Origin of the sequence: Streptomyces lacrimifluminis, assembly GCF_014646095.1 — a bacterium.
GTDB lineage: Bacteria > Actinomycetota > Actinomycetes > Streptomycetales > Streptomycetaceae > Streptomyces > Streptomyces lacrimifluminis.
In genome coordinates this window covers 1-1,382 of the sequence record NZ_BMMU01000103.1, presented here as the reverse complement: position 1 = coordinate 1,382, position 1,382 = coordinate 1, and the positions used below count along the sequence as shown (strand labels likewise).

At 67.0% G+C, this 1,382-nt stretch carries 2 protein-coding genes; one reads left to right on the top strand and one right to left on the bottom strand.

Features of this window, described 5'->3' with window-relative positions; genetic code table 11:
• Positions 1 to 74: 74 nt before the first annotated feature.
• Positions 75 to 683, bottom strand: coding sequence for a TetR/AcrR family transcriptional regulator (locus IEY89_RS40100; protein ID WP_189152447.1), 609 nt, complete (start codon positions 681 to 683; stop codon positions 75 to 77).
• Positions 684 to 794: 111 nt separating this feature from the next.
• Here IEY89_RS40100 and IEY89_RS40095 point away from each other — a divergent pair, with 111 nt between their 5' ends.
• Complete coding sequence (locus IEY89_RS40095; protein WP_189152446.1) at positions 795 to 1,220, top strand: nuclear transport factor 2 family protein; 426 nt, start codon at positions 795 to 797, stop codon at positions 1,218 to 1,220.
• Positions 1,221 to 1,382: the final 162 nt, after the last annotated feature.

Here is a 1,382-nt window from a genome sequence, read left to right as displayed (position 1 = left end):
GGCTCCACCACACCACGACGCACCATCAGACAGCCACCCACCCAACAACGTGACAGCGCCGTACAGGGAGGTCATCACGGGGCGTTGCCTTCCGCAGGCGGCTGGCGCAGGGGTGCGATTCCCGCGTGCACCAGGCGGAGGAACAACGCCTTCCGCTGCTGCCGCAACTGCGGGTCCGCGCTCGTCTTCTTCAGCCCGTCCGCGACCGCGAGGAGGAGAAGCACGATGTCCTCGGCGGTCGCGTCGGAGGTCGAGAACTGCACTTCTCCCGCTGCCGCGGCGGTCTGCAGCGCGGAGGCGAGCCGGGCGACCAAAGCCGCATGTGCCTCGCTGACGATGTCCCCGGCGACGTCGAGACTCGCATCGAGGACTTCCCCGCCGTGCACGCTCGACGAAATCTGCGCCATGAGTCCTCCGAAGTAGGCGGCCATCGCGGCGTCGACTCGGGACAGCACGTCGCCCTGCTGGGTGAGAGCTGTGTCCACCTCTCCGAGCGCCCGGGAGTGCGCCCGGCGAGACCCTGCGCGGAAGAGATCTTCCTTGCTGGGGAAGTGCAGGTACAGAGCAGCCCGGGACATCCCGGCGGCACGGGCCACGTCCTGCATGGTGGTCTTGCCGTAGCCGTACTGACAGAAGGCGGTCAGTGCGGCATCGAGGATGTGTTCCGTTCGGTCGTCTGCCATGCTGTAATCCTGACGCAATGGACTCGCAGCGTCAATGAGTCCAATCTGGCTGGTCAGCTCAGGCTTCCACACCTGGCGCCTGGCCTCTCAACTCATCAGGAGTGAAACCCCATGGGGCAGACAACAGCCGTCCCGACCGGTGGTGCGATCGCCGAGCAGATCCGCGAGGTCGAGCGGGCCAGGCTCCGAGCGCTCGTCGCAGGCGACATCAGTGCCGCTTCCGAGCTGCACGCACCCGACTTCCAGCTCGTCACCCCCGCCGGCCACGTGCTGTCCAAAGACGCGTACCTCCAGGCGATCGCAACCGGAGACATTGACTACGTGGAATGGGAACCCGGCCCCATCGAGGTCCGTATTCACGGGAACGCCGCCGTCATCCGCTACCAGGCCACGCTGGAGGTGATCTTCAAGCGCCGCCGGGTACCCCGCGCGAGCTACTGGCACACCGACACCTATGAAAACGCACACGGCCAGTGGCAAGCAGTCTGGTCCCAGGCGACCGGCATCGAGCAGATCACGCAGCGTCCCCTCCCGTAGCGGACCGCCGGACCTGAGAGCGCCGTAGCTCCCCGCGTCCGCGGACGCTTGCCGCACGTTCTGCTCACCTCGGCGATATCTCGGCCCAGGCGGGCCGCCGACGGCGCTGTCACGTTGTTGGGTGGGTGGCTGTCTGATGGTGCGTCGTGGTGTGGTGGAGCC